The following is a 19,892-nucleotide window of genomic DNA, read 5'->3' as shown; positions in this document are numbered from 1 at the left end:
TGACTCCACGGGCCTTTTAAGGTCTGATCGGTTGCCGGAACTGGCCCGCTCCCGCTATAGGGCGCGGAGAGGGTGATTTGTTTCAGATGAGATCGCACTGGCGGCCTCCGACGACAGGGGAGACTCGAAACCAACGAAAGTGGTCGCCGATTTGCTTATGATCCGCACCGACGAGAACGGAGCATGCGAACTTGTTAACGTTGAGCTGAAGTCTCAGCGAACCACCGAGACCCACCGTCAAACTCGGGGTTTCTGGCAATTCATGGGGCCAAGCCAAGTGATTCTCTGGCGGGAATTCGTTGACGTTGTGCTGGAAGGCGCCAATCGAACCTGGAAGACCGACAGCGAGAGCAGAGGGATAGTAATTTGGCCTAACGCCGTTAAGCCCTCAAAGTCTACCGCTGAACTCATTGCTCGATACAGGTCGAAAGAGAATATCGAGACGATCTGCTACTCAGGTCCGAATTATAGCCTTGCTCTGGGGTCGTGAGCCTGGCGCGGATCAGCTATTGCGTTAACCAAACAAACAGGTAGCCTTAATCTGGGCAAAATGTCGTCTAGGCTCGATCCCTCGGTGTGGGCATCGCTGTGATCAAGGTCGTCGTACTTGGATTGATTTGTGTTGGGGGCGTCGGAGCTATTGCTGCCGCCACCTCCAAGTCTCCTCCGGTGCCGATGACATCAATCACCTATCCTGCTGTAGCCGGCAATAAGGCTGATCGGCTTTCGCTGGTCAGCATGCAGGACATCCAGCCGAGGGTGGAGCAGGTTGCCCTTGCTTACACAACACCTTCCGAGCCGCCGGTACCACCTCAACCTAAGCCAAGGGAAGTGGCCAAGACGAAGGCTCCAGAATTCATTGCTCGCCACTGGCACGATCCAAATAACACCCGAGCCAGTGCGAAGAAGTTGAAGCCTGAGCCATCGCGAAGCACCTCCCGAAGCGACTCCTCCGCCAAGGTAGCTGCGTCACAAGACTGTCGAACAGATGGCATCGGCTCTCTGATGCGAAGACTTAACTTACAACCGGCCTGCGACCATTGAGGCTCATTGGTCTGCGCCGCCGATAGTTCTAAGAGGTCGTCTATCGTTGATGGCCTAATCCGATTTTGCAGTACCGAATTGGCCGAGTGGCCCTTTGTTTTTGCGCCGTTCATTTTGATCACTGGTGCTTAAGCTGGTCTCTCCAACCTCTGTCCGGTGCACGTGTGATGAACAGCATCCAACCAGCCTTCAGCGAAGGCTCTGCGAGCGAAACTGCGCGGAGAATCGACTCTGTCGCGTGGGCCGCGTTCTTCATTTGGGTAGGCATCGCCATGCTAATGGGGGTGCCGTGGGACTGGTTTCTTGTGGGCGTCGGCGTCCTCACTCTAGCGGCGCAGTTTTTCCACTGGAGCATGGACAATAAGGTTGACCTGTTTTGGATTGCCTGCGGCGTAGCTTTTCTCGCAGGAGGCGTGTGGATGCTTCTGCAGTTTCCCTGGCCGTTGGCACCGATATTGATCATCCTGCTCGGAATAGTGTTGCTCAGCAAAGCCCTTCGCTGAGCCAGAGCGACGATAGATGATCGCATTTCTGCGAAGTGGCGCGCTACGTCGAAGATGTCCGACGACGGCTTGCGCTTCGTACCACCGCAACGAGGCAGCCGCATATCCGCCTATACCGGCGACTTCTTGAGGAGGAGAAGAATGAGGACAAGCGGGCCCTCATCCGAAAGCTCCTAGCCGAAGAAGAAGCCAGAGACGTGCCCGCAACTCCGCGTGGGACACTCACGACAATCCAAAAGCAACAATAACATTCGCGGCTAGATGGGAGTCACCTTTCCCTGTCCGCACAGAACCTCGCCGCGCGGCCCCTCCGGGCGGAGTTTGCTTCTGAGAGGTTGCTTACGTCGGCCGAGACGTACACCGACGCTTTTGACCCCATGCGGAATACCGAGATTGAGCCAGCCGTGCTGTCGGGGACGGCCCCGGCGCGCAGTTACAACTCGAATTTCGGCTCGGCAGAGATGCTGAGCGGCGGCGCGAAACGCCGCCCCATCTTGATTACATGCGTTTGGACGCTACCTCGCTCGCTGTGCTCGCGCGAAAACTTCGGAGGGAAGCTCCCCGAACATTTGCCGGAAATCACCGGCGAAATGGCCCAGATTGCCGAAACCGCATTTGAAAGCGATTTGGGAAACGGAAGTTTTCGGATTCCCTTCCAGGAGCATCTGCCTTGCACGTCGCAAGCGCACGGTTTTTGCAAATCTCATCGGCGAGTACCCGCGGTATTTCTTGAAAGCCGCGTAGAGGCTACGGATGCTGGTGTTCGTCTGTGATGCCAGCTCCTCAATGGTAATAGCGCGAGCCCAATTTGCTTCGACGTATTCTTCAGCCAAGCGGACTACGAGCGGCGCCGGTTCCGTGGCGGAACTCTCCAACAGGTCGGTGAAGTTGTGCCGGTGAGCCGAGAGAAACGAGACGATTAGCGCTTGCTCAAGCTCTTGGAGCATCGACTTGGGCAGCTGCGCTGCCGTTGAATTTAGCTGATTGGCTAGGAACATGATCAGCTCACGCAACAGCTGAGCAGTCGGCGGCTTCGGAGGCGCCGTCGGGTCGAACACCAGCGATCCCCGAGGTTTTGCGCCGAGCAGTGTTGTTAAAGCGTTCTCCAGCGCCCCGGTTTTTATGCGAAGGATCAGCTGCTCGAACCCAGGTTCAAACACAATGGTTGTTGGCTGTCCCGGCGGCGTAATGCCGGGCTGCTGCTCATTCACGGGGATCGTCGCCGTGCTGCCTAAAATGACCCCTGCCTTCCCCTTAAGACCGATTTGTAATCTTGCGAAATCGCCTTCAGGAAACTCGACGACTGTCTTCGCACCATATCCACAAAAGCCAAGCCCGATCTTGGACAATAGTAGGTAATTCGCCACTCCTTCGAAGTCGGCTGGTTTAGCGACCGCAAATCCAGTTGCCCCATACACCGTAAACAGCGCATTCCTCATCGTCTCCGGATCGCGGGTGCGAACGACCGGAGATCGACTGAGCGGGTATTCAAGAAGATCCATGATCCAAATCGACCGGGACCTCGTCACATCATTGTGCCGAGTAGGAAATCGCTACATCGGGAGATGGATGCTGAAACTGATCCAGATCAATACCCAGTCTGGCTCAAAATCTGCAAGGAACACTCAATTTGTGATGACCCAGATTGAGCAATGTCTGCAGGATTTGGCCGTTGAAAATCATTCTTGCTCGCGCACCGCGTACCGTATGAATGAGTGCGTGAGAAGGCGAGGCTCGAATGACTGACTTGGAAAGCTTCATCGTCAGCCAGAACCTAGTTCATTACAAGAAGCTCCTGCGAGAGGAGACGCACCCGGAAAAGCGCAGCATATTGCTCTGGTTGCTCGAGAACGAAATTGGGAAACTACCCCCCTCTGCGAAGCGCGTCGAGATGACTAAGATGTCCGGCTTTCAATGACCTAACTATATTGGTTCGTCGGTGTGGCAGCCCCCCAAACGCTCACCACGTCACACCGAACGAATTGGGCCGTCGAATGTTGGGTTCGACGGCCTTTTTTTAAAGAGCGAGGCGGGCGAGCGAAGTTCAGCAGCAATTCTTGTTTGTAGGTAGTCTCTCTGTGGAGTAGCTGATGGCGCCGACGAAGAGCGAGTGGTCGCACACTTATCCTCGTGCCGTATTGCGAGGTATTCTGGCGAATGCCGCAGAGACGCTGCCCGAAGCAAGGCGAACCCCTTCATTGATGGCATGCCTCGCCGAGAAGATTTTGATCCTGGCCGCTGACGGTCAAAAGAACCCGATCGATCTCCGTCGGGTCGCGATCAAGAGGGTGCAGGACTCTTGTCCTGACTGCCGCGCATGCGACGGGTTGCAATTGACTCAAAACAGGGGTGACTCCTCTGCAAGCTGATAGTCTCGTTCCACCTGTGGCCCGAAGGCGAAGATCGCAACGGCTATCCGCGCGTCGGTTCGCGGCCAAGATCTGTAATTCCCTTTTCCGAAGTAGCGTCTGGCCTCGCGGATGTCCGCTTACTGAGGCATGGGGACTAGACTTGCTCAGGTGAATTCTTCGCGTTGTGACCCGGAACGCACCGGAGGCCGGGCGGGCCGCCTTGTGCTCAATATGGCCGGGCCTCGATGACGTTGATTCTACCCGATGGCACAACGCGCGTCAGCTCGAAGCCAGATTTGGCAAGCAGGTCAGAGAACTCGTCGCGGGTCCGCTCCCGCCCACCGGCAAAGCCAACATGTGGAGGTCCATGAATTTTGTCGCCGGTACTTCGTTCGCAGGCGCGATAATTCGCTCGATGAGAACCAACTTCGCCGTCTCCCGCATCGCACGCCGGCACGCCTTCAAAATGGCGATCGCTTCGTCGTCGTCCCAATCGTGGATTACTACCCGCATGACGTAGGCATCTCCGCCTTCAGGTACCGATTCGAAGAAACTTCCGCTCACCATTCGGCAACGGTCGACGACGCCGTGCGCTTCCAGAACCGCCTCGGCTCCGGCAATGACCCCTGGCTGATCAAACAACGCGCCCTGCATCCTGGGATGAGCGGTCAGAATGGCTGCCAGCATTAAACCGCGTCCGCCACCCACATCCACAACATGATGGAAAGCGGAGAAATCATACGCGCCGATAACGGCTTCAGCGCCGCCGCGCGAAAACTCCGTCATAGCGCGATCGAAGACCGCGCTCTCCTCCGGACGTTCGGCGCGATAATTCCAAATGTCCTTACCGTTGAGACTTTGAAAGGCATTCTCGCCGGTTCGAATGCTGTGCAGCAGATGGCCCCATGTGCTCCAAACGTAGGGACTTCCGACGACTCCGCCCACGCGCCGATCGGTGTCGCGGAGTCAGTGCGCAAACAATCTCCCATTGGTGTCAGCGCAAACCTTCGGTCTTCATCTTCCTCAAGAACGCCCACTGCGGCGAGCGCCCGCAGCAGTCGGTAGAGAGCGCCTGGATGGCTTTGCGTTAAGGGCGCCAACTCCTCTGCCGAACGAGAGCCGCCTTTCAGATGGTCTGCGATACGAAGAGTTGACGCGACATGAATTGCCTGTGTGACCTGGAAGCCGTTGATCAGTCCGAGGAGAGTGAGCCAAGGGTTGGATGTCACGGAAGAACCTCCGTAGGAGAGGAAGCTAAGACGCTAGTTACTGTGCTCGGCGGATGTCCGTTGAACAAGTCTCTCTTATGGCCCTTTTGCGAAGTGGCCGCCGACGCCGGGTCCGTCCGATTAGCGGTGCAGACCGGAAGTGCGCGGGCCGTAGCCAAAACGGCGCTTTTGACCCGTAAGAGACATAGTGCATTGAATTGGCCGGGGCGCTTTGCCTTGCACCCGGCAATGGAAAAGCGAGTGCAGCCCGTGCCACGGCGGCCCCGAATTTTGGGCAAGATAGGGTCTCTCCGGCGATTACCGCTCACATGTCCGCAACAAAGTGCTACGCTCCGCCTTGTCCCAGCGGCGGGGTTAGTCTGGTCGTTCGGAGGGGCTGTGACCGAGCAGCGGGTTCAGAGGCGACTAGCGGCGATCTTGGCCGCCGACGTGGTTGGTTACTCTGCGTTGATGCAACGCGCTGAGGAGGCCACCTACGCCGAGTTCGAGCGGCTCAAGCGAGAATTGATCGAGCCTAGCCTCTCCCGCCACGACGGGCGACTGATCAAGACAACGGGTGATGGCGCGCTCGCCGAATTCGCGAGTCCCTTAGCCGCCGTGAGATGCGCGACTGAGATGCAGGATCATCTCGCCGAGGGGAGCGGTCCATTCAAGCTACGCATCGGGCTCAACCTTGGTGACGTGATCGTTGGGCAGGACGGCGACCTCTATGGCGACGGGATCAACATCGCTGTCCGGCTGGAGGGGATCGCCGATCCGGGCGGCATCCTGATGTCCGAAAAGGTCTATAGCGAAGTCGAAGGCAAGCTGGACGTTGGCTTCGAGGATCGCGGCGAGCAGCAGCTCAAGAACATCGCCAAGCCGGTCCGCGCTTACGCTGTCCGTGCTGGAGCGTCTAGCGCGCTGACCGAGAGACTAAGCGCGGCCCCGCCACTTCCAGCCAAGCCATCCATCGCCATGCTGCCGTTCGAGAACATGAGCGGCGATCCCGAACAGGAATACTTCGCGGACGGAATGGTTGAGGAGATCACCACCGCGCTTTCGCGGTTCAAATGGTTGTTCGTGATCGCCCGCAATTCCAGCTTTACCTACAAGGGCAAGGCGGTGAACGTGAAGCAGGTCGGGCACGAGCTGGGCGTGCGCTATATCCTTGAGGGGTCTGTGCGCAAGGCTGCCGGGAAAGTTCGCATCGCCGGACAGTTGATCGACGCGATTACAGGGGCGCACATCTGGGCGGACAGATTCGAGCGTGATCTGACGGACATTTTCGCTCTCCAAGACGACGTTGCGCTCGCCGTTGTCTCGGCCGTTCAGCCAAAGATGCTTCAAACAGAGATTGCAACGGCTGCGCGGCGGCGACCAGAGAACCTCACTGCCTATGATTTTTTTCTCCGATCCATGCAACAGTATTACCTGACGACCCGCGAAAGTTTGGCCGAGGCGATTAAGCTTGCTCATCGCGCTTTGGAGCTAGACCCGAGGTTCAGCTCTGCAGCGGCTCTGGCAGGTGACTGTCACGCGAGCAACGTCGCTTTAGGCTATGCCAACAATCCCGAGTTCGACGCCAAGGAAGCAATTCGGCTTGCTCGTTTGGCATTGAGCCTCGATGATGGTGATCCGGACACGTTGTCAAGGGTTGCCGTAGTCTCGGCGTGTGTGGTCGGCGATAGTGAAGCCGAAATCGAAATGGCTGACCGGGCGGTCGCGCTCAACCCGAATTCATGGCGCACTTGGAACAATAGAGGCTGGGTCTATACAATGGCGGGGCTGCCCGAAGAGGCTATTCGAAGCTTTGAACGTGCCATTCGCATGAGCCCATTAGACCCGCTGCTGCATATGACGTTTCTGGGCATTGGGCATGCTCTTGTGGGCCTTCGCCGGTTTGACGAGGCGATCATTGTATTGAAGAAAGCCCTTCGTCAGAATCCTTCCTTTATGCCAGCTTGCCGCGGACTGGCGTCTGCCTTCGCCCATCTCGGACGCGACGCTGAGGCGCACGCCGCAGCGGCGCGTGTGCTTGAGATCGATCCAGCCTTTACAATATCGGGGCATATCGCCCGGGTCCCCAAAAGCTCAAAGATGTTTATTGAGGGTCTCCGCAAAGCGGGGTTACCCGAATGAACTGTGCTCGCGCGCGACGACGAGGTGATCAATAGAACCCCCTGTTGCTGCGGTGCATGAGTCAGCAATTGGCCCTTCGCGGACCTGAACAGCGGAGCCGGTGATGTCCGCTCACAGTGGCAAAACAGACCATCCATAGACCCGCCGACTTCCGAGTTTGACCCAAAGGCGACTATGCCTACATGAAACAGATACTCATGATCGCCACCGCGATGAGCGCTACGCCACCGACGACGGCGACGGCAAAACAGATGCGTGCTAAGATCGAGTAAGGGTCGAAGTGAGGTTGTTCGATCACGGCACCCTCGCTTGCTGGGCAGGCGGGAATCCAACCGGCTTTCATCACCAAGCGCCGACCAACCAGCTTGGTAATGTCAATAAATAAGCTCGCCTTAGCCCGGAACCGCGTTCCGCTGATGAATACACTTGCGTTCGCAATCCGTTCGCTGGATCCAAGTTCTTGACGCTATGGGTTGAAGCAGGCCAGCGCCCTGCGAAAGGCGGTGTCCTCATTCCTCATCCGCGAGTGTATGACGCGCAGCAACCCCGCCTCGCTGATCGCGCGGTAGGGCCGCCTGCCTCACGGATTGGGGCTGGAAGGGGCGAGCCAGCCCGATGGGCGAGTTCCAATTTACGCCGGTGAAGTGGAAAAGATGACTGCCCAAAAGGGGCACTCCTTTGGAGCCCAGCGGGGCCGGTCTTAGTGGACTGTGCGCCGCAGCTACGAACCGACGGCCATCGTTCCTTGGCAGAAGTACCGTCCCCGCAATGGGCTCAAGTCAGAAAGTGAACAGCCGACCCCTGGCTGTCTCAACCGCAAAGACACAATGCCGGGCCAGGCTAGACCCGCTTTCTTTGTCTCGGTCTGCGACAAGAGGCATGGTGACTTTTTCGCATTTTAGGAACGAGGCAAGAACGTTGCGTGTTGGTTGAGAAATGGGCGCGCGAGCCTCGCAATGATCAGTGTGTCAAGGAAAAACCTGGAGTTGATAGCGCTGCAGGAGATCCGGAGCTTTTCGGGCGGCGAACTGGTTATCGCGGTCGAAGTTGAATGCGATGAAGATAACCCGAGCACTATGAATTGGCGTTTGAACGTTACTGCGGCCGACGGCGCCGACATTGACCGCATCGATTATGCTGCTCGGACGACAACCGAAAGATTAAAACGTCGATACGCTCTCCAGCGACACTGAATATCAACAGCGAGAGCGTCTGGAGCCAAGGTTTGCACCCAGTACGTAGGAGCAAACGACGCCCAACTTAAGTCAGGATGACATTCGTATTCGTGCCAACGAGCTTGGGCGTGCTGGCGAGCCAAACGGGGACGTGGATGCCTTCTGGTATGAAGCCGAGAAGGAGCTTCTGACGGGACGGTCGCAGCCAGATGAGCTGCCGCCCGGCATGACCGACAATTTACAGGTCTAAGAGCGATCAAGACGCGTGGCGATTACGCCACGCGTCTTCGAGCAACGAGCCGTCAACGTTTAGCGGGCGGGCCGCTCTTGTTTCCCGGCGGACCTTTGATATTCGATGAGTCCTGTTGCTGAGTCGACATGTTCTGACCGACAGTACCTTTTGGAGAGGGGCCGCTTTTGCCACCCGGTGCTCCGGCAATCCCTGTTCCGGAATTTTGAGCGCTAGGTGCTGTTGTCGTGGAATCGGCGCGACCTGAGCTACTGCCCGGGATTTGCGCTGCGGAACCTGGTCTGTCCTGCTCACCGACGTAACCCGACGCGCCGGAGTTCTGAGTTTTGATGCCCTTATCGGCTTCGTTTTGCATGTTTGGCGAGGTCTGTTGAGCCACCACTGGCGTCAAGCCAGCAGCAAGAACGATTGCTGCAAGTGCGATTCGACGCATGCTTTCCTCCTCAGGTTGTTTGCTCAACAACGTGAGAAGGACCCACTGTTTCCTAAGTTCCTGTAATTCTTTGAAGATCGATCGCACCCAAGTTTCACGAGGGCGTCGTTCTGTCCCGGTAGTCTTCGAGTTTCCTGATCGCATTCGCGGCCAGCACGCCGCGACGCGCGAGGTACAGATCAATCACCTTCTGCGCCTTATCGACGCTCCAGCATAGCGCCTCGGCGATCTCCGGCGCCGGCTTCGGCGAGCAGCGTCGCGGCCGTGCCGCGGTTCTCGTGGAAATTAAGGTCCGCCGTTTTGACGTATTCGGCGTTTTTGCCGTTGGCCGCGGTTTCAGCATTGATCGCGTCGACCTTGTCGCAGTCCTTACGCCAGTGCTCGTTGAAATAGCGCTTGGTGTAAGCCCTTCCTGTCGGCGTCAGCATCATCAGCGCGCCGGCCTTCGTTTCTTTAGCTTGTCGAGGTGCGCCTTCAGCTCGGGCGTTGCGGGGATCCGGGACTGGCTGACTGCCGCCATCGAGAGCAGCTGTTGCCCCCATGGGACGCTCACACAATATCTCTCGCCAGTTGGCTTGAAAACATAATCTTGCCGGCCAATGTCGTCATTGCCGCTAAGGTTCTGATCCATGAAGCGATGGCGCTACGCCAGTATCAGCAGCACGGTTATCGCCGTGGGTCTGGTTTGTGCCGGTGCCCTGGTGGTCGGTCAATCGCACGTGCCATCAGACGCCATAGCGTCATCGGTAACACGTGCTCCGGAGCTTATGGAGCGTGCGTGGCACCTGCCCGTGGCAGCCACATTCCAAAGACACGTTGACTGGCAGTCAAATGGCTCTCGCTGCGGACCTGCAGCTGTTGCGAATGCCTACCGGTCGCTTGGCGAGGCGGCACGGACGGAGGGCAAGGTGTTGGCCGGTACATGGAGCTGCTGGACAGGCGTGTGCATCATGGGTCTCACGCTCGACGAGCTGGCCAAAGTCGCCCAGACCAACACGAGCCGGAAAGTCACGGTCTTACGCGATCTCAGCGAGAACCAGTTTCTGGAGCATCTCCGTCGCGCCAACGATCCGGGCCGACGCTACATCGTGAATTTCGATCGCGCTCGAATTTTTGGTGCTGGTAGCGGACATCACTCCCCAATTGGGGGCTATTTCGAAGCCGAGGACCTCGTTTTCGTGCTCGATGTCAATTTCAACTTCCAGCCATGGCTGGTCGAGCGGAAGCGGCTGTTCGACGCTGTAAATACGCTCGACGGCGATAAGAAGCGGGGGCTGCTGTTGATAGAGTAATATCCCACTGCATGTCGCCTATTGGGCCCATCTGCGACCTCGGGGAATGTTCGCTCTTCAGCCACTGTTGGGGGTTGACCGGACATCAGTCGGCCAGCCGCTCATAATGAGTGCATGCTCTAGGATTGCGGGATGCGCCGCCGCGTGGGACGTGGGTCCGGTAAATGCCAGCGGGCCGTTTACCGCGATTTACGCACGCGGTCGCGTCCCACACAGCCCTCACTTGGAAACGCGCGAGTGGCGCACTCTAGCAAACTAAATTCGAAAATCGTCCGGGTGAAATGCGCCGAAAAGGTGCGGTCTCACGTCCCCGCACTTCAAGGGCCCTTTCGGAGAGCCCGCGAAAGCGCTGACACAAATTTCGAGAGTAGCCGGGATGGCGCACCGCTCCGGCGATCCGGCGCGGCCGATGGGGCGTCGCCATCCAAGTCGGTCAGCCGCTCCACCATGCCTTGCAGTCGCAATGGTAGCGGGGTGAGATCGTCCGTGAGGGTGCCGCGAAGTCGCTCACCAATCTCGTTGCAGATCGCCCGGCGATGATCCGGATGATCTAAATTTGGCGGATGGACCACGGGCGCGGTCGAAGGGGTATCTGCCATGGCTGCCACCGTTGGCCTTGACGTGCACCGCCTCCTTGCCATGCACGGATATCCTGCCGCCGCCGTAGTAACGTGCGAGATGCCACCTTGATCCCAGCTTCGCGCTGATACCGCTGCTCCGAGCTTCCGAAGTTTTCAATCGCCAACGGGGTTCGCGTGCTATCCTGCTCTCCCGCGTGGGCTTGGGGAGGCAAGAAGTGTCTACCTACCTGCGATTACAAACCGCCAATTTAAAGCCGGAAATGGTCAGCCGCATCACGGCAGCTTACGAGCAGGCACTCCATACGCTTTGTGTCCAAGACCGCGACGATCCGCTCACGGAAATGGTCGCGAGCAAGATAATCAAGATCGCGCAAACGGAGGTCTTCGCCCCGGCAGAAATTGCGGCTTTGGCGATCAAGGAACTCGAGATGCGTTAGGCATCTTGTGGCTAACGCGCTTGGACCTGAAACATTCCCGACTTCGGCGGGTTGGCTATTGGGCTTCGGGGCTTCGCAATATGCGAGGCACGCTATGACCCCTCTACCACCGGGCGAAGCAATTCTCACTGTCGGCATCATGGGCCTCACTGTCCTAATCGAGGTTGCGCTTTTCGCCTTGATCGGAATGTTCTGAGAGATCCGCGTATGGCGGTTGGCCGGGTGGACGCCTCAATTCCGGCCAAACTTTTTGACCGTCCACGCAACCATGGACCTCGTTCGCGTCAATTGCGGGGCGCGTTATGAACGACGACGAGGAGCTTCAAGATCAGATCATGCGCTACCGCATGATGGAGCGCGACGTCACTAATCCGCTTGCACTGGGCCTGTTGCTCGACATCGTTGCAGAATTGGAGGCGGCTCTGCGAGCGGATCACGAGTAGTCGGTCGCCGCAGCCAGAAATGCGGTGGCCAATCGCTCGCAAGCGGGTCCAGTTACCGTGAAAGGGCGAAGGGCATCTAGCCATTAGCACTGTCATATGTGGAATGGCCACGGCCCCGACGTACCCTCTCATCACCGTCGCCGTTTCTTTTCGCTGTGGAACTCTTTCGGAGCGCCCGCAGCGGAACCAATTTTGAGCGAACACAATTGCCTTGTCGTCAGCGATGGAGGATCGCCATGAGGATAAAATATCTCTCTGCGATTGTGATAGCTGTTCTTGCCGCTGGTGCTGGGCTGGCAATCAATTCCATCGGCTCGCTGCCCACCGAAGGGCGGTCCACGCCTAAGATGCAAGTGGCAGACCGACTAGCTGCCTCGGTCGATCCATTCTTGCTTCGGTCCGGAGGCTAGCAGGGGGCGTTGCAGCCAAGGGTACTTGCATCCAGTGGTAAGTTATTTCGCGCTGTAGTTGGATATTTATTCGCGGAGCAGCGCTCTTAAGTTGTTTGACGAAGTTATGCGGAAACAGAAGGCTGCTATAATCTTTTTTAGGTAATCAGCCCTGTTCCTTTTGCACCGACCTGCAAGCCAGCCAATCGTCCTTTGAGTTTTTGAATTGGCTCGGCCTGTAAATGGTCACATCGGACAGCCATCGCCGGGGCAACGATTATCCGAATCCGTGGTGGAAGTTATCTCTAGCGATACTCAAACGATGGGGGTATCCATGCCCGCCATATTCGACTTGCTCTACCGCGAATATTGCCGCGCCCGCCTCGCCGAAATGCGGAAACAGCTTCTGATCGCGCGTGAAACTCCTCAAGTCCTGCAAGCGGATTATGATCCTGCTGATCAGGGTAGCGTTGGCAGGACAGACACGCGGCACGAAATCAGTCACGGCGCACCAAATTGAAGCGGCAGCGCGACATTAGCCCTCCTCGACGCCGCAATAACTAAGGAGGCGGCGATGGCTCGGGAGGCAAATGTTATACTGGGATGATCGCTTGCGGCGCGAAAGACCGGCTGGTGGTCCGCCACCGTACACCGCCGTGCACAACCATCCCCTGCGCGCGAGCCCTGCGACGTTCTACATGCACGTCGCCGGACATGGCGACCCCGTCAAGCGCTACGTTCCCACGGCATCGATGTGACCGCGCTTCATAGCCGCATGCTGGACAAGCAGCCACGGCTTTCTTCCTGCACTTCTGGGCGAATATGATGCGGTCAAGCTCGCAGAAGGCTTGCGCGGCACTCGATAAGACGGCCAGCAACGAAGAGTTGAGGCAGAGGTCGCAAGACCGAGGCCGAGTTCCGAGCTTCAGAACAACTACGGCGGCGCGGCGAAGCGGCTCAACGCGATCAGCGCGCATCTCGCAATCCCTTGCTTAACGCTGCGACCCTGCGATGTCTGCCCGCTCCAGTGGTCCTGCCGCAATGAAGGCCACGTATGTACGTTTCTCACCACTTCAACGTGCGACTTCCTGAACCGCAACTGCACCGTATTATTCCAGAGATTCCTGCACATAGGACGCATTACCACTGCGGCATGGGAAGACCGTACCCGCGCGGCGACCGTTCACTATCGCTGCCGTTTGCTGGTCTCCCATCACCAATCCGCGTCGAGAACGCAAGCCGCGAACGCCTCCCAAAATAGCCCGCCGCAGCGGGTCATGTTGCCGTAGGCTTCGCCGGCCGCGATCTCGTCAGCCACGTGGGCGAAGTCGGTGAGGAGGAGGATAGCAATTCAAGTTTGCCGGGGCTGCACACGCGCGTGTAACGACGTGCGGTCTTCACGAAGCATCCGCGATCCTCGTTGTTGAGCATGATGATGCCCTTCCTGAACGACGAGCAGGGGTCATGGCGTCGACGGCTTCGAGGAAGATGGATCCGGACGAAGCAGGCAATCCACTGTTCGCGGAGGGCGATCGCAGGCGCCGGTACCTGCTGCAGCCCTATTTGATCTGTCTGCTGATGAGCAAAGGCATTCCGATGCTCTGGCAAGGCGAGGAGTTTGCGGAGAACTATTTTTTGCCCGATTTCGGAATGGGCCGGGTATCGCTGCTGCGGCCCATGCGTTGGGACTTTTTCTACGATGAGTCAGGCCGGCCGATCGTGAGCCTGGTGCGCAGGTTGCTGCGCATTCGGCGGCAGAGAGACCACATTCGTCAAGGCACATACTTCTTCTTCAATGATTGGGATCGGTATCAGCAGTTCGGCATCCTGCTGTTCGCGCGTCACGACGGCGCCCAGTACACCTTGATCGCCACTAATTTCGGCGACACCGACCGGACCGTTCCGTTCTGGTTTCCTAAGGCCGGCAACTACGTCGAAGAGCTGCATGGGGTCGCTCTAGATCTGAAGAATGTTCCTGCGCTGCAGCAGGTCTGGCTGGACATTCCCTCGCACTACGGACGAGTTTGGACGCTGACGTAAGCTCCATCCACGCACGTTTTTCGTCGTCGAGTAAGACTGGCACAACGCCGCTCCGGAGGGACCTGGCGAGGCCGCGGCGGCAGTTGTCGGAGCTTCTCGTTACATGCCGGACGCGATGCCAACTTCGACGATTCGGGGGCGTTTCTCTAACCTGTGAGGCGGCCTCGGCCGATGGCTAAGTTCTGCAGGATCCTGGATACGACGATTATCGTTCCTCCGAACTTGAGGCTCCAGGGTGCCGCCGCGGCATTCCGCTGCCTCGCAGGAACCTTGGACCTGGGCCGCGCTTGCAGGCAAAGCGTTGCGGCCGAGGTCATCCGATCGATCGTTCAGCCGGGAACGGAACCTGGGATTCCCGAATCGCGTTTACGCGGCCGCCGCTCGCCCCGCGTCAGTGATCCGGTATTCGATATCGCCGGATGGAAGCGGTTCGGTTTCCACGAGACCGAGCTCCACCAGCCGGGCCACGATCTCATGGTCGAACATCGGCGGGCTGACCCAGGATTCGCCGAGCAGCTTCCTCAGAAATTCGCGCTCCAGCTCGGTCAGTTCCATGCTCGAACTCCGCTCATCCAAAACTAGGGCCACCGAGGCTTTCAGCCAGGAACGGCGCCATCGTCCTCCCGTTGACTCCAGAAGACAACATTCGGGAGGTCAATATGGCCATGGAAGATCGTGAGACCTTCAGCCTGATCGGAAGCGACAACGTCGAGGGTACGAATGTCTACGGGGCCGACGGCGAAAAGGTCGGCTACATCGAGCGCGTCATGATCGACAAGGTCAGCGGCAAGGTATCGCACGCGGTGCTGAGCTTCGACGGCCTGCTCCGCATCGGCGACGTTCACTATCCGCTGCCTTGGCAGGCGCTGAAGTACGACACCAATCTCTGCGGCTACGTCACCGGCATTACCCAGGACCATCTCCGCAGCGCCCCCAAATACGCCGACGAGAGCAGTTGGAATTGGAGCGATCCCGCGCCGCGCGCTCCGTGAATGCCTACTACGGTGTTCCGGTGGCTTGAGCGGCGGGCCACTCGCGGCCGAACGCACCCGCCGTGACGGGACAGGATCGGCCCCGGTCGCAAAGGAGACTTGAAAAGTGAGCAATGCCCTTCGTGTTCTCGTGGTCGAGGATGAAGCTCTGATCTGCAGCTTCATCGAGGACGCCTTGTCGGACGGCGGCTTCGAGGCCTGCTCGGTCCATTCGGGAGAGGCGGCGATGTCCACCTTTCGGGACGGCCGGGAGCAGTGTCGGGCGCTGCTGACGGACGTCAACCTGGGTGACGGCATCAGCGGATGGGAGCTGGCGCGGCAAATCAGGGAAATCACGCCTGGGTTTCCTGTGGTCTACATGACGAGCGCCAGCGCGCCAGACTGGAAATCGCAGGGCGTCGATGGCAGCCTCCTGATTGAGAAGCCCTTTGCGCCGGCGCAATTGGCTGCCGCCGTCTCGCAGCTACTGGATACCCGGGCCTAGCCGGGTCGAACCGGGATCGTTGTGAAACTCCGATCCTTCGATCAAGCCCGCAATGGTCGCCGGCGGATCCGCGTAGTGGCGATGCCTTGGCCGTGCATGCTCAACCGGCGCATAGCGAAGAACACGCTCTAGCGGATTGGTGCGCATCGCTTGGTCGTGATGGACATGGAGGACAGCGAATTGCCTAAAGCAGCCATTTTCGATCTCGACGGCACGCTTCTGGACTCGGTAGATCTCCACGCGCTCGCCTGGCAGGAAGCGATGGTGGAATTTGGTCACGACGTCACCTTCGAGCAGGTGCGCAGCCAGATCGGGAAGGGCGGGGATAAGCTCATCCCGGTTTTTCTGTCCGATGAACAGCAGCGAGAACACGGCAAGCATTTGGAGGAGTGGCGCGGCAACCGCTTCAAGTCGACTTATCTACCGCTCATCCGTCCCTTCTCGGCGGTCTCACAACTCCTGCAGCGCGTCCGCGAGGCCGGTCTCCGCATCGCTGTAGCATCCTCGGCGAAGGAGGACGAACTCAAGAAGTACCTCGACATCGCTGCCATCTCCGATCTGGTAGACGTCGCTACGTCCTCCGAAGACGTCGATGAATCCAAACCGGCCCCGGACATCTTCGAAGTCGTGCTGAAGAAGCTTGGCATCAAGGGGTCTGAAGCGGTCGCGATCGGCGACACGCCCTACGATGCTATCGCGGCCCGCAAGGCGGGCGTCTCGGCCATCGGCGTCCTCTGCGGCGGATTCACCGAAAACTCGCTGCGGGAAGCTGGGTGCGTCGAAGTGTACCCCGGTCCAGGCACCCTTTACGCTCGGTTCGGCGATACAGCGCTCACAAAATAGGACCGCGACCGGCGCTCTACGGCTATTCCTGCGGCGGTTGCCCATTGGAGGCGGATACGCCCCCGTCCACCGCTAGGCGCCGGTCATGAAGCTCGCGTCTTCGCTTGCCAGGAACGCAATCACGGCGGCAACTTCCTCTGGTTCGCAGACGCGGCCCAACGGAATCCGCTCGGCGAACTTCGCGAGCAGTTCCTTGTCGTCCATCATGTCTTCCGTAATGCCCGTACGCGTCAGGCTAGGGTCCAGACTCAATTGAGCCAATATGCGACGAGAGCGGCGAGATGAACAGCGGCCAAAAAATTACGGGCGAGCTTGTCATATCGCGTGGCGATGCGCCGGAAGTCCTTGAGCCTGCAAAAGCAGCGTTCGATGACATTTCGTCCTTTGTAGGCGCGTTTGTTGAAGCGATGGATGACGACACGGTTAGATTTATTGGGGATTACGGGCTTGGCGCCACGACGAATGATTTCGCCGCGAAGCTTGTCGCCATCATACCCTTTGTCGGCGAGGAGCACGCTCATGGGTGGCGCGAGCGCCAGGACATCGGGAGCCGCAGCGACATCGGCATCCTGGCCTGGAGTCAGATGCAGGACGACCGGCCGGCAGAGCGGATCGCTCAGCGCATGGATTTTTGTCGTGCGGCCTCCGCGCGAGCGGCCGATTGCTTGATTGTGCTCCCCCCTTTTCCGCCGGAGGCACACCGGTGAGCTTTAATCGAGGTCGAGTCGAGCGACAGTACGACGCCGTCTTCGCCAGGCTTGGCCAGCGCTTCGAAGATTGCGCACCATCGTCCTCGCTTGGCCCAGCGATTGAAGCGATTGTAGATCGTCGTGTAAGGGCCGTATTCACGTGGACAATCACGCCATCGTGCACCCGATTGCAGCATGTGAATGATGCCGCTGACGATGCGTCGGTCGTCGTCCCGATCCGGCCCCGTCAGTCCCCTCGGCAGATGCGGTTCGATACGCGCCCATTGCCTGTCGTTCAGCCAAAACAAACCAGCGCGCATTCTCTCGCCCCCGAATCAACACGTAGGCAAGAGAATCACGTGGCGCTATTTAGGTACAGACCCTAGGACAGACCGCGTTCACGCGGATGCCCTTCTTGCCGAGGTCCAGGGCAAGGGCGCGCGTCAGATTGACGACGGCGCCCTTCGCCGCGTTGTAGGGGCTCATGCCCCAATCGCCATCGGTCCCGGAGACTGACACCCTGTTCACGATCGAGCCCCTGGTCTTTTCAAGGTGGGCAGTGCCGCGCGGCAGCCATAGAACACGCCGTCGACGTCAGTCGACATTACCGTCCGCCATTTCTTGTCGGTGATGGAAGCGGGGGCGCCCCCTTCATGGACGCCCGCGTTGTTTACGACAACGTCCAGCCGTCCGAAGCGGTCGACAACCGCCGCGACCATTTCGTCGATGGCGCTCGAGTCCGACACGTCGGTGGCTTGGACCATCACCTGGTCGGCGGGCAGACTCTTGGCGACTTCTTCCAGTAAGGCTCTATTGCGGTCGACGAGGGCTGCCTTCGTGGCCTCTGTAACGAAGCGGCGAGCTGTCGCTTCTCCGATGCCGGAAGCTGCTCCTGTGACGATGACGACTTTGCCATTGAACCTGCCAGCGATGCGAGGCGCTCCTGCTGCTTCTAACCCCTGATAACCGTCGTCTCGGCGGTCGAATCCTAACTCTCGACCGAGCTATCTCTTCAGGAACGATGTTGAGACGATCGATTGTTGGACAAAACCCCGAAACGAAGGATTGGACCCATGGATCTGACCGGCAAAAGGATCGCCATTCTCGCCACGAACGGCTTCGAGCGGGCCGAGTTGGAAGTATCGCAGGATCGCTTGAAGAAGGCTGGCGCAACGGTCGATGTCGTCTCGCTCGCCGCCGGCGAGATCAAAGGCTGGGACAAGAAGGATTGGGGGCGGCCGGTGAAGGTCGACAAGGCGCTCGAGGAGGCATCGGCCCCCGACTACGACGCGATTGTGTTGCCCGGCGGGCAGATCAATCCGGATCTTCTGCGAGTCGAGCCCAAGGCGCTTTTCATCAAGGATATCTTCGATGCCAAGAAGGTCGTCGCGGGCATCTTCTCGAAGGAAAGGTTCGACCGACGCTCGAGTTGGTCGTCGCGGACACGCCAGCTCATCTCAGGCGGAGGAAGAAGCCAGATATAGGCATAGCGCTGATCGATATCGGGACATGAAAGACGTGACGAGTTTGTCGGCGTCAGATTAGGCCATTCCAGGATGGGCTCTGACGTCGCCCGCGAAACGGTTAGTCGTCGTGGTCAATGTCTCTCGGAGAGGTCGGAAGATCCAGCGTGCCGCCTTCACCATGCTCGTGATCGCGGTTCGCACCTCCGTCTTGTCCGCGTCCTTGATGATGGACCCGCGCATCTCGCGCAGTGTCGTTGCGGGGCTCGGGAAGGTGACAGCGACATAAGGGACTCCATGGTTGTTCGATGATGAGGATGGGTGTTTGACGATGAGGTCACCTTGAACATGAAACTTGGGTTGAGCCGTCCAGCGTGAGGTCGCTGGCTGGCCTATCGCCCTGCCGGAGATTTTTGAGAACAGGCGATAAGCTTCGACGACTATTCGGTAGAGCGCCGCGGATTTGGAGCGCGTCCTAGCCAATATCGAAGTCCCGATCGCGTCGCGCCAGGTTTCGTTCCTTCGGTACCTCTCGCGCGTAACTTTTTCGGCCACGCGATCCAACGCGCGGTTTGGATAGTGATAGCTGAGGACGCCATAGATCAGCGCCGTGAGGAGTACAAACGCTCCAAGGAAAAGACGGCTTCGAGACCCGTCTTCCCTTTCGATGACTTTACGCAGCACGTCGTTTTCTGGTCTTGGCCGCCTTTTTGGCGGACCTCGAACGCTCCGATGCCGGCCGCTTGGCCGACGCCGCGCCGCCCAATCTGCCACCTTTGCGGGACGGCGAATGGTCTTCCTCAGTGCCTCGACCCGAGCCGCTCTTCTTCCCGCCGTGGGTCTCCTTGTTTACGGTCGCCCAGGCGCGCCGCTCGGCTTCCTTCTCCGGGACGCCACCGTGTTCATAGCCTTCCTCGATATGCTCGGCCTGTCGCTTCTGCTTGTCGGTGTAACTTGACTTGTCGCCACGAGGCATGACGCTCCTCCCGTCGTTTGGAAATATTCGGTTCAAGATCGGAAAAGCCTGTAGGTTCCATCGGGGTGCGGATACAACGGCCGCCATCGGGGTGCTGGCCGCGATAATGCGGAATGGCTGTCAACATGATTGAGTCGCTATGGTATACGGGGGCATG

General features: G+C 58.6%; 23 protein-coding genes and 5 pseudogenes. 17 read left to right on the top strand and 11 right to left on the bottom strand.

Going from position 1 to position 19,892, the window contains the following annotated elements; genetic code table 11:
* Positions 1-588: 588 nt before the first annotated feature.
* Both AAFG50_RS27775 and AAFG50_RS27770 read left to right on the top strand, forming a co-directional pair.
* Entirely contained in the window at positions 589-1,044 is a 456-nt protein-coding gene (locus tag AAFG50_RS27775) for a hypothetical protein (protein ID WP_162185851.1), read from the top strand.
* Positions 1,045-1,211: 167 nt separating this feature from the next.
* Positions 1,212-1,547 (top strand): hypothetical protein, encoded by a 336-nt coding sequence (locus AAFG50_RS27770; protein ID WP_028175781.1) that lies wholly within the window; start codon positions 1,212-1,214, stop codon positions 1,545-1,547.
* Positions 1,548-2,062: 515 nt separating this feature from the next.
* On the opposite strand, the gene AAFG50_RS27765 is transcribed toward AAFG50_RS27770, so the two are convergent.
* The gene (locus AAFG50_RS27765; RefSeq protein WP_039185315.1) at positions 2,063-3,049 is read right to left on the bottom strand and encodes an AraC family transcriptional regulator; all 987 of its coding nucleotides are present in this window, start codon (positions 3,047-3,049) and stop codon (positions 2,063-2,065) included.
* A 236-nt stretch (positions 3,050-3,285) separates the two neighbouring features.
* Between AAFG50_RS27765 and AAFG50_RS27760 the strand changes: the two genes are divergently transcribed.
* Both AAFG50_RS27760 and AAFG50_RS27755 read left to right on the top strand, forming a co-directional pair.
* A complete protein-coding gene (locus tag AAFG50_RS27760; protein ID WP_028175779.1) occupies positions 3,286-3,465 on the top strand; it encodes a hypothetical protein in 180 nt (59 codons plus the stop codon).
* A 172-nt stretch (positions 3,466-3,637) separates the two neighbouring features.
* The gene (locus tag AAFG50_RS27755) at positions 3,638-3,916 is read left to right on the top strand and encodes a hypothetical protein (RefSeq protein WP_131234240.1); all 279 of its coding nucleotides are present in this window, start codon (positions 3,638-3,640) and stop codon (positions 3,914-3,916) included.
* Between the two features lie 261 nt (positions 3,917-4,177).
* On the opposite strand, the gene AAFG50_RS27750 is transcribed toward AAFG50_RS27755, so the two are convergent.
* Positions 4,178-4,843: a methyltransferase gene (locus AAFG50_RS27750; protein WP_231166527.1), complete on the bottom strand. Its 666-nt coding sequence runs from the start codon at positions 4,841-4,843 to the stop codon at positions 4,178-4,180.
* A 95-nt stretch (positions 4,844-4,938) separates the two neighbouring features.
* Positions 4,939-5,127, bottom strand: a pseudogene (locus AAFG50_RS27745) (methyltransferase dimerization domain-containing protein); the annotation flags it as partial.
* 378 nt (positions 5,128-5,505) lie between these two features.
* Between AAFG50_RS27745 and AAFG50_RS27740 the strand changes: the two are divergent.
* Together AAFG50_RS27740 and AAFG50_RS27735 are read left to right on the top strand one after the other, a co-directional pair.
* Positions 5,506-7,248: an adenylate/guanylate cyclase domain-containing protein gene (locus AAFG50_RS27740; protein ID WP_028175778.1), complete on the top strand. Its 1,743-nt coding sequence runs from the start codon at positions 5,506-5,508 to the stop codon at positions 7,246-7,248.
* A 956-nt stretch (positions 7,249-8,204) separates the two neighbouring features.
* Positions 8,205-8,441 (top strand): hypothetical protein, encoded by a 237-nt coding sequence (locus AAFG50_RS27735; RefSeq protein WP_049832599.1) that lies wholly within the window; start codon positions 8,205-8,207, stop codon positions 8,439-8,441.
* 284 nt (positions 8,442-8,725) lie between these two features.
* On the opposite strand, the gene AAFG50_RS27730 is transcribed toward AAFG50_RS27735, so the two are convergent.
* Both AAFG50_RS27730 and AAFG50_RS27725 read right to left on the bottom strand, forming a co-directional pair.
* On the bottom strand, positions 8,726-8,935 hold the full coding sequence (locus tag AAFG50_RS27730) for a hypothetical protein (RefSeq protein ID WP_080668282.1): 210 nt from the start codon (positions 8,933-8,935) through the stop codon (positions 8,726-8,728).
* 368 nt (positions 8,936-9,303) lie between these two features.
* The gene (locus AAFG50_RS27725) at positions 9,304-9,648 is read right to left on the bottom strand and encodes a hypothetical protein (RefSeq protein WP_231166526.1); all 345 of its coding nucleotides are present in this window, start codon (positions 9,646-9,648) and stop codon (positions 9,304-9,306) included.
* Between the two features lie 87 nt (positions 9,649-9,735).
* Here AAFG50_RS27725 and AAFG50_RS27720 point away from each other — a divergent pair, with 87 nt between their 5' ends.
* From AAFG50_RS27720 to AAFG50_RS27690, 7 genes and pseudogenes are all read left to right on the top strand, one after another.
* Complete coding sequence (locus AAFG50_RS27720) at positions 9,736-10,398, top strand: phytochelatin synthase family protein (protein ID WP_011090390.1); 663 nt, start codon at positions 9,736-9,738, stop codon at positions 10,396-10,398.
* 796 nt (positions 10,399-11,194) lie between these two features.
* Positions 11,195-11,416: a hypothetical protein gene (locus tag AAFG50_RS27715; RefSeq protein WP_028175774.1), complete on the top strand. Its 222-nt coding sequence runs from the start codon at positions 11,195-11,197 to the stop codon at positions 11,414-11,416.
* A 302-nt stretch (positions 11,417-11,718) separates the two neighbouring features.
* Positions 11,719-11,859 carry a hypothetical protein gene (locus AAFG50_RS27710; protein WP_166466004.1) on the top strand — a complete coding sequence of 47 codons (141 nt, stop codon included), beginning with the start codon at positions 11,719-11,721 and terminating at the stop codon, positions 11,857-11,859.
* A 723-nt stretch (positions 11,860-12,582) separates the two neighbouring features.
* Positions 12,583-12,768, top strand: coding sequence for a hypothetical protein (locus tag AAFG50_RS27705; protein ID WP_231166525.1), 186 nt, complete (start codon positions 12,583-12,585; stop codon positions 12,766-12,768).
* A 91-nt stretch (positions 12,769-12,859) separates the two neighbouring features.
* Positions 12,860-13,006, top strand: a complete 147-nt coding sequence (locus AAFG50_RS27700) for a DUF1259 domain-containing protein (RefSeq protein WP_231166524.1) — start codon at positions 12,860-12,862, stop codon at positions 13,004-13,006.
* Positions 12,979-13,124 (top strand): annotated as a pseudogene (locus AAFG50_RS27695) (DUF1259 domain-containing protein); the annotation flags it as partial. The gene AAFG50_RS27700 and the pseudogene AAFG50_RS27695, both read left to right, overlap by 28 nt.
* 588 nt (positions 13,125-13,712) lie before the next feature.
* Entirely contained in the window at positions 13,713-14,288 is a 576-nt protein-coding gene (locus AAFG50_RS27690) for a hypothetical protein (RefSeq protein WP_028175772.1), read from the top strand.
* 366 nt (positions 14,289-14,654) lie between these two features.
* Here AAFG50_RS27690 and AAFG50_RS27685 read toward each other — a convergent pair whose 3' ends face one another.
* The gene (locus tag AAFG50_RS27685) at positions 14,655-14,843 is read right to left on the bottom strand and encodes a hypothetical protein (RefSeq protein ID WP_039184865.1); all 189 of its coding nucleotides are present in this window, start codon (positions 14,841-14,843) and stop codon (positions 14,655-14,657) included.
* A 104-nt stretch (positions 14,844-14,947) separates the two neighbouring features.
* On the opposite strand from AAFG50_RS27685, the pseudogene AAFG50_RS27680 reads away from it, so the two are divergent.
* The 3 genes and pseudogenes from AAFG50_RS27680 to AAFG50_RS27670 all read left to right on the top strand — a co-directional run bounded on the left by AAFG50_RS27680 (position 14,948) and on the right by AAFG50_RS27670 (position 16,607).
* Positions 14,948-15,309 (top strand): annotated as a pseudogene (locus tag AAFG50_RS27680) (PRC-barrel domain-containing protein).
* A 77-nt stretch (positions 15,310-15,386) separates the two neighbouring features.
* Positions 15,387-15,764: a response regulator gene (locus AAFG50_RS27675; RefSeq protein ID WP_011090385.1), complete on the top strand. Its 378-nt coding sequence runs from the start codon at positions 15,387-15,389 to the stop codon at positions 15,762-15,764.
* A gap of 159 nt (positions 15,765-15,923) precedes the next feature.
* Positions 15,924-16,607 carry an HAD family hydrolase gene (locus tag AAFG50_RS27670; RefSeq protein WP_231166740.1) on the top strand — a complete coding sequence of 228 codons (684 nt, stop codon included), beginning with the start codon at positions 15,924-15,926 and terminating at the stop codon, positions 16,605-16,607.
* A 72-nt stretch (positions 16,608-16,679) separates the two neighbouring features.
* On the opposite strand, the gene AAFG50_RS27665 is transcribed toward AAFG50_RS27670, so the two are convergent.
* The 3 genes and pseudogenes from AAFG50_RS27665 to AAFG50_RS27655 form a co-directional block, all read right to left on the bottom strand.
* Complete coding sequence (locus tag AAFG50_RS27665) at positions 16,680-16,811, bottom strand: SDR family oxidoreductase (RefSeq protein ID WP_342714013.1); 132 nt, start codon at positions 16,809-16,811, stop codon at positions 16,680-16,682.
* A gap of 44 nt (positions 16,812-16,855) precedes the next feature.
* Positions 16,856-17,616 (bottom strand): IS5 family transposase gene (locus tag AAFG50_RS27660; RefSeq protein WP_231088440.1). Its coding sequence is split into 2 segments (ribosomal slippage): positions 16,856-17,277 and positions 17,277-17,616, totalling 762 coding nucleotides; the frame shifts between segments, so codons are not numbered across the junction.
* A 49-nt stretch (positions 17,617-17,665) separates the two neighbouring features.
* A pseudogene (locus tag AAFG50_RS27655) lies at positions 17,666-18,174 on the bottom strand (SDR family NAD(P)-dependent oxidoreductase).
* Between the two features lie 195 nt (positions 18,175-18,369).
* On the opposite strand from AAFG50_RS27655, the pseudogene AAFG50_RS27650 reads away from it, so the two are divergent.
* Positions 18,370-18,687 (top strand): annotated as a pseudogene (locus tag AAFG50_RS27650) (DJ-1/PfpI family protein); the annotation flags it as partial.
* Between the two features lie 150 nt (positions 18,688-18,837).
* Here the strand turns inward: AAFG50_RS27650 and AAFG50_RS27645 are convergent.
* Entirely contained in the window at positions 18,838-19,443 is a 606-nt protein-coding gene (locus AAFG50_RS27645) for a hypothetical protein (protein WP_011090380.1), read from the bottom strand.
* Entirely contained in the window at positions 19,433-19,735 is a 303-nt protein-coding gene (locus AAFG50_RS27640) for a hypothetical protein (protein ID WP_053815165.1), read from the bottom strand. The genes AAFG50_RS27645 and AAFG50_RS27640 overlap by 11 nt, the downstream gene beginning before the upstream one ends.
* Between the last annotated feature and the right edge of the window lie 157 nt (positions 19,736-19,892).

Source organism: Bradyrhizobium sp. B039 (assembly GCF_038965675.1).
In the GTDB taxonomy this organism is placed as follows: Bacteria; Pseudomonadota; Alphaproteobacteria; order Rhizobiales; family Xanthobacteraceae; genus Bradyrhizobium; species Bradyrhizobium diazoefficiens.
The sequence above is the reverse complement of the archived record's forward strand: the minus strand, read 5'-3'. Positions and strand labels throughout refer to the sequence as shown.